The 6,126-nt window shown below is 48.6% G+C and carries 4 protein-coding genes; 2 read left to right on the top strand and 2 right to left on the bottom strand.

Features of this window, described 5'->3' with window-relative positions:
* Window positions 1-517 precede the first annotated feature (517 nt).
* Both ACO6UY_RS23740 and ACO6UY_RS23735 read left to right on the top strand, forming a co-directional pair.
* Window positions 518-2,539, top strand: coding sequence for an NEL-type E3 ubiquitin ligase domain-containing protein (locus tag ACO6UY_RS23740; protein ID WP_422462769.1), 2,022 nt, complete (start codon window positions 518-520; stop codon window positions 2,537-2,539).
* Window positions 2,540-2,677: 138 nt separating this feature from the next.
* Window positions 2,678-3,574, top strand: a complete 897-nt coding sequence (locus ACO6UY_RS23735) for a hypothetical protein (RefSeq protein WP_422448621.1) — start codon at window positions 2,678-2,680, stop codon at window positions 3,572-3,574.
* Window positions 3,575-3,640: 66 nt separating this feature from the next.
* Here ACO6UY_RS23735 and ACO6UY_RS23730 read toward each other — a convergent pair whose 3' ends face one another.
* The gene (locus ACO6UY_RS23730) at window positions 3,641-5,602 is read right to left on the bottom strand and encodes a bifunctional 2',3'-cyclic-nucleotide 2'-phosphodiesterase/3'-nucleotidase (RefSeq protein WP_422462771.1); all 1,962 of its coding nucleotides are present in this window, start codon (window positions 5,600-5,602) and stop codon (window positions 3,641-3,643) included.
* Window positions 5,603-5,918: 316 nt separating this feature from the next.
* Window positions 5,919-6,126 (bottom strand): hypothetical protein (locus ACO6UY_RS23725; protein ID WP_422491512.1); only part of this gene is annotated, 208 nt, incomplete at its 5' end.

Here is a 6,126-nt window from a genome sequence, read left to right as displayed (position 1 = left end):
AATAGTGGTTCTATTTGCTAAAAATTTCCGACTTTTTAGACCAATTTGCTGCCACCGCAGTAGGGTAGTCTATTCTCGGACAGGCTCCTAGGGAAATCTTCATAATGGCAACATCCACCCGGCCCTCTCCCTGCGCTTGATGAGGGGGCTGGCGGTTGGCTTCTCATACCCACCTGGCACCGCCTGTCCGTATCATTTTTGCAGTAAGGGTGAATCCTACTGGTATGCCCGTGCTTCAACCAGCAAATGCCCCTGAAAGCCATACAAGTGCTTTTTCCTGGCAGCGCAGTAACCATAGTCTGCTTCTCCATTGAAGACTCTACTCTTGGGAGCCCTTGTACGAACAACTACGTCGATGGTGATAACTTCACTATCTGAGAGCCTGGCATAATATTTTGCTAAAAGGACAACGGCCGGTAGACAAAAGTTTTCAAGTCCTTGGGCAGCGGCAAGAAAAAGTGAACTTCATCAATCAGTTGTGATCCTTATACATTACTCACAGCCATAAAATGATGATATGAACGTAACATCACCGGGCAATCTCCCTGCACACAATATTGGTACGAGTGTAAATGAAACGACGCAATGTCCGGGTACTGACGCTAACGGCCCAGTGCCAGAAAATCTTATACGCCGCGATTCATTGTCCATTGATGCACTGTTCCCACATAACGTTAAACTTTTATCGAAATTCTCAGTCATTAAAGTCCGGGAGACCGACCCGGCCGAAATGATCCGGTTGATGAAGAAGGGTAATGTTTCCGATAACCTCTGCTATAAAATTAATGGCGACCTGTTTCCCACTCTCAGCCGGTCCCAGCGCAGCAGGATTCAGGCTGTTCCGAAACACCTGTACGTGCTCTTCAGTGTTGATTTTGAGGATTTCAGCCAACTGCCTGAGTTACCGCAAAACTTCTTCGTGGGGCGGACCCTCTTCCTTAAGGCTTGCTCCAGCCTCAGGGCTCTGCCTGAAAACCTTACCGTAGGACTGAGTGCTGAGCTTAACGAATGCCATAGCCTGGAAACTTTACCGACAAATTTCTTTGTGGGGGAGAACCTTCTGCTCAACGGTTGCACCGGACTTAAATATTTGCCCGATGACCTGATTGTCAGGCGCAGCCTGTTTCTTAACGATTGTTACAATCTGCAAAAACTGCCGGAAAATCTCTCGGTACTGGCGACCCTTAGCCTTATTAACTGCACCAGTCTCCGGGAACTGCCCAATGGTATGAACATACCGGAAAATCTATACCTTAAGGGTTGTACCAATCTGGAGTGGCTGCCACAAACCCTCAAGGTAGGCCGAAACCTTATCCTTGAAGGTTGCACTGAACTGAGAATAGCGTCAGATACTCGACTGGAAATAGGTGGCGACCTCATCCTGAAAGATTGCACCAACCTGAGTGAACTGCCTGCCAGGATCAAGCTCGGTGGCGATCTTGATCTCTCTGGCTGCGTTAGCCTGACCGCCCTGCCTCACTGGATTACAGAACTGGGCTGGAGGACGGACGGTCAGGAATTGCGTCTACGCAAGGTTTATCTGGAAAATACCGGGTTGTCGGCAGCGCAAATCGCCCGCCTTCAACATGAACAACCAGAAGGCATGCAATTTTATGTATCTGACCCGGAGGGGGTGCCAGAGCACACATTTGATACGTTTGAAGAGGCTTTTATATTTTGGGAGAATCTTGCACAGTCTGGCACATCCCCCCCAACACTGGATTTGCGGCCTGATCAGATGCAAAGCCTGATTTATTATCTGCAACGCCTGACCGGTACTGCGGATTACCAGAACCTCATAACACGACCAATTCTGGCCCAGCGGGTGTTAGGGGTCATATCGCTGCTCAGCAGTAATCAAGAGATTCAGGAAAACGCCCTGATGCGCATACACCATGCCACCAGCACTTGTGACGACCGGGTTATTCTGGCTCTGGATGACCTGGAAACACTGGAGCTGACCAGATCAGCAGAAACCATGGCTATGCAGCAGCACAGCGACCCCGAAGAATTGCGCGCCCTGGGTCGGCAAATGATGATTCTGGATGCGGTGAAAGAGATTGCCAGACGTCATATAAACACCATGAATTTCGTCAGTCCGATTGAAGTAGAGCTGGCTTATCAGATTGGTTTGCGCAAGCGCTTTAACCTGCCGGGCGCAACTCGGGACATGCTGTTCAGAGCCTGTAGCCGGGTTTACCCGTGGCATATTAACCAGGCCGCCATGGATATCGAACGACACTGTACTGAAGATGCCCTGGAAGACTTCCTGAGAACATGGGGACCCTGGCAAAAATACCTGCGCAACCTGGCCATTCCAGCTTTTGAGCAGCTCCAGCCCAGAATGGTTGCGCGGATCAGGGAATGTCCGTTCTGCCTGGACAAAACAGACCACATGGTTGTCTTTGATAACGATCACTATGATTACCACAGCCTGCGCCGGGCTTTCCTGGAAAACAGCAAGGATCCATTTTTCAAAAAGCCGCTGGACTGGTCAATTGTCTACCGGCTGACGGAAAAATCACGGGATGCCAGTTAGAACCACGTTCCTGAATATCTGATCAGCCTTTGATAACAGGTTTCACTGAAATATTGAATGTTTTGTGTTAGGAAGGAACTTTTATAAGAAAGAGTAGTCTTAAGCTGTAATTCAACAATTCAACAATCCAGTAATTCAATGGATTTCTTTAGTAGCTTACCTTTATCCGATCTTGCTTTTGACGAACTTTGTTCCGACTCATTAGATTTAATAGAACAAACATATCGATTTGATGCCAGCGAACAATCCCCGACATATCAAGGAATGTCTGTACAGACGCTGGATACTTCTTTTCCTGTTTACCATAACCATTCAGATATAGCCAAAAATAACGCTGATCCTGTTAATTCATTGATTAAACATAACATTAAACCTCTAACACTTTTAGAGACAGCAGACTGTTTTTGCACTGGTATTCCTGAAATACCACAATCAGTTCTTGATGAATATGTACCCTGGAAACCTGATAAACCCGATGAACCATCATCAAGACCAAAAATTCCTCTTATTCAGCAGATATGCTTATCAGGGAGTGATCCTGAAATTAGGGAGCCAACACCAGCGAGCCATTCGAATCCAGATTATCCATTAACTAATCTTCCTGACTTACTCTCTAAACCACAATATTTACGATCATATACTGTAGTTAGCCCGCTAAACCTGAACCAAACTACAAGTGATAACCAAACGACCCAGGCAACAGAAATTGTTGATGATCACTCTTCAATGATTGAGCGCCAAAGGCAGAGCAAAAGGGAGCGCCATAGGGAGAGCATGAGAAAGCTTCGCAAAGATCCCGCTTACGCCGAGCGCGAAAGGGAGCGCAACAGGGAGCACCAAAGGAAGCGCTACCAGAATGATCCTGATTTCGCCGAGCGCAAAAGGACAAGCCAAAGGGCGCGCCAAAAAGAGCGCTACCAGAATGATCCCGATTTCGCCAGGCCCGTCAGGAAACGCAGCGCTGAGTACAATGAGTACAAAAGGAAGCTTGGCAAAGATACAGCTGTTCAAAATGGCTGCGAAGTTCATGTTTAGAAGGTGGAATTGCTATTACGTTATTGAGCGAAAACACGCCCGGCAGGGCCGGGAGTGCGGGGAGTGTCACTTGCTCAGATCAATCTGGTACACCGCAAAACCTGTTTCATCCTGCCCCTGCTTTTGCAAGGGATAAGCTGCCCGTTTTGCAATGAAACTTTCTGCGCTTTTGGAGTTACCGGTTTCAAAGGTAATGTTCAGTTTTTTGTCTGACCTGATGGGTGCCAGACGCCAGTTGTTGTCAGCACCTGGTATCACCTGACCGTTCTTTTTGGTCTGAGCCGTAATATACGCAGAAAGAACCGTACGGTTTTCATCAGGAGAAGCAAACGCGACAAACTTATCCCCCGTTCCGGCAAAGTTACCACCGCCATAAGCGCGATAGTTATTGGTAGCAATAATAAATGCCTGGTCCGCTTTCACCGGCTTACCCTGGTAAGTCAGGTTGATGATACGGTGAGAGTCGTTTACCTGAATACCGTTTGCATCAAAACGGGCGGGCTGGGTCACATCAATCTGATAATCAACCCCATCCATCACGTCAAAGTTGTAGGTCTGGAAACCATCCCAGTTCAGCAGCGGTTGTGGCTCGGTACTTTCAGGATTGATCTGATTGAACTGACCTGCGGAGCGCTCCAGCCAGTTTTTCACCTCTTTTCCGGTGACTTTCAGAGCAACCAGTGTATTGGGATAGAGGTACAGGTCGGCAGCATTACGGAAGGTCAGGGTACCTGCTTCCACCTCGGTGTAGCCAGCCGGATCATTTTTACGACCACCGGCTTTGAAAGGGGCAGCAGCGGAGATAACAGGAATACCTTCCAGATCAGGATCGCCCTGGATAAAGCGCTCAACGTAATCTATCTGCGCATTGTTCACGATCTGCACGGTGGGGTCGTCCTGCACCAGTGCCAGATAGCTGTACATCTGATCAGAAGCCTTGCCAATAGGCTGGTTAACAAATTCCAGGGTGCCCAGGTGCTCTTTTTTGATGATGTTAACTATGTCCCTGTAAGACTTAGCCTTGGAGGTATTGGTCCTGGTATTAAAAATAGCGCGTGTGGTTGCCCTGGCATCAACCACTTCCCATTTGCCACTGCGGTTGTCCAGTTTCAAATCAACCAGCCCCAGATGGCTGCCCCAGCGACCTGGCATAACCGCGGGTACGCCGTTGATCGTCCCTTTTTCCACATCTACGCCGGGGATCTCAGCATAAGCCTCTGCCGGAAAAACGGCGTGGGAGTGGCCAAACATGAGGGCATCAATGCCTTCTACCTGAGAAAGGTAGTAGGTGGAGTTTTCCGCCATGGCTTTGTAGGGCTCGCTGCTCATGCCGGAGTGTGGAATGGCAATGATAATATCAGCACCTTCGGCTTTCATTTGTGGAACGAACTTTTTTGCAGACTCAACAATGTCGAAAGCGACCACTTTTCCTTCGAGATGTTTACGGTCCCACTGCATGATCTGTGGTGGTACAAAACCGATGTAGCCAACCTTAACGGTCTGCAGCTTGCCATCGGAATCCTTAAACTGCTGGCTCTTGATGAGATAAGGCTGGTAGAGGTTTTTGCCGGTTTTGGCATCCACCACGTTAGCGCTTATATAGGGGAAGCGGGCATCATTAATGGCTTCATTCAGAAAGTCCAGACCGTAATTGAACTCGTGGTTACCAATATTGCCTACGTCATAGTCGAGCAGGTTCATAGCTTTGTAGACCGGGTGCATATCCCCTTGCTCAAGGCCTTTGTCGGCCATGTAATCGCCCATTGGCGAGCCCTGCAACAGATCGCCATTGTCTACCAGAACACTGTTTTCAACTTCGGCACGGGCCTGTTTGACCAGTGTTGCGACACGGGCAAGTCCAAACTGTTCGGTGGGCTTGCCCTTGTAATAATCAAAATCCATGACATTGGCGTGAAGGTCGGTTGTTTCAACAACCCGGAGGTCAATCGTAGCAGCGGAGGTCAGACCACTGACAGAAACCAGGGCAGCAAAGACAGTCATGGAAACAGGGGAACGTCGAAAGTACATGCAAAACCTTTCATTCAATGATTGCTGAGTAAGACGGTGAACTGTCGTATCACCAAATTACAAAAAACGTATAGTACAGCAGCTTTACTTTGAGTATCTATCAGGATTTGCAGGTTTTTCCCGATCAGAGGATGTTGCAGAAAGAGCCCTGGAATCAAACATTTCATCCAGCTTAAACCAGTTAGAAATTTGTACTTAGGAACTGTCATTTAATAACTTCGACATTTCAGTAAGCGCTGCCCGCTTCCCGCCACCCGCTGCCCGGAAAAGGCAGGCCGCTTGTGCTTTTGCAGCCAGCGAGCTTAACAACCCTTCATTAAACCGCAGTCTGAACAAACTCCTCCACTTCGGTTTGCAGCCGCGCCGCTATTTCCGCCTCTCGTTGCCCGGCAGGTACTGCCTTGCCATTCAGTGACCCCAAACTGCCCAGCGTCACCTGGGTAATGATCTCTTCTTGCAGGTCACTATCCAGTGTGTGGTTGATAAAATACTGTGGCAACTGCTCGGCGACTTCCGCCTTTATG

The sequence above is a fragment of the Endozoicomonas sp. ALE010 genome (genome assembly GCF_049310165.1).
Taxonomy (GTDB): domain Bacteria; phylum Pseudomonadota; class Gammaproteobacteria; order Pseudomonadales; family Endozoicomonadaceae; genus Endozoicomonas.
The sequence above is the reverse complement of the archived record's forward strand: the minus strand, read 5'-3'. Positions and strand labels throughout refer to the sequence as shown.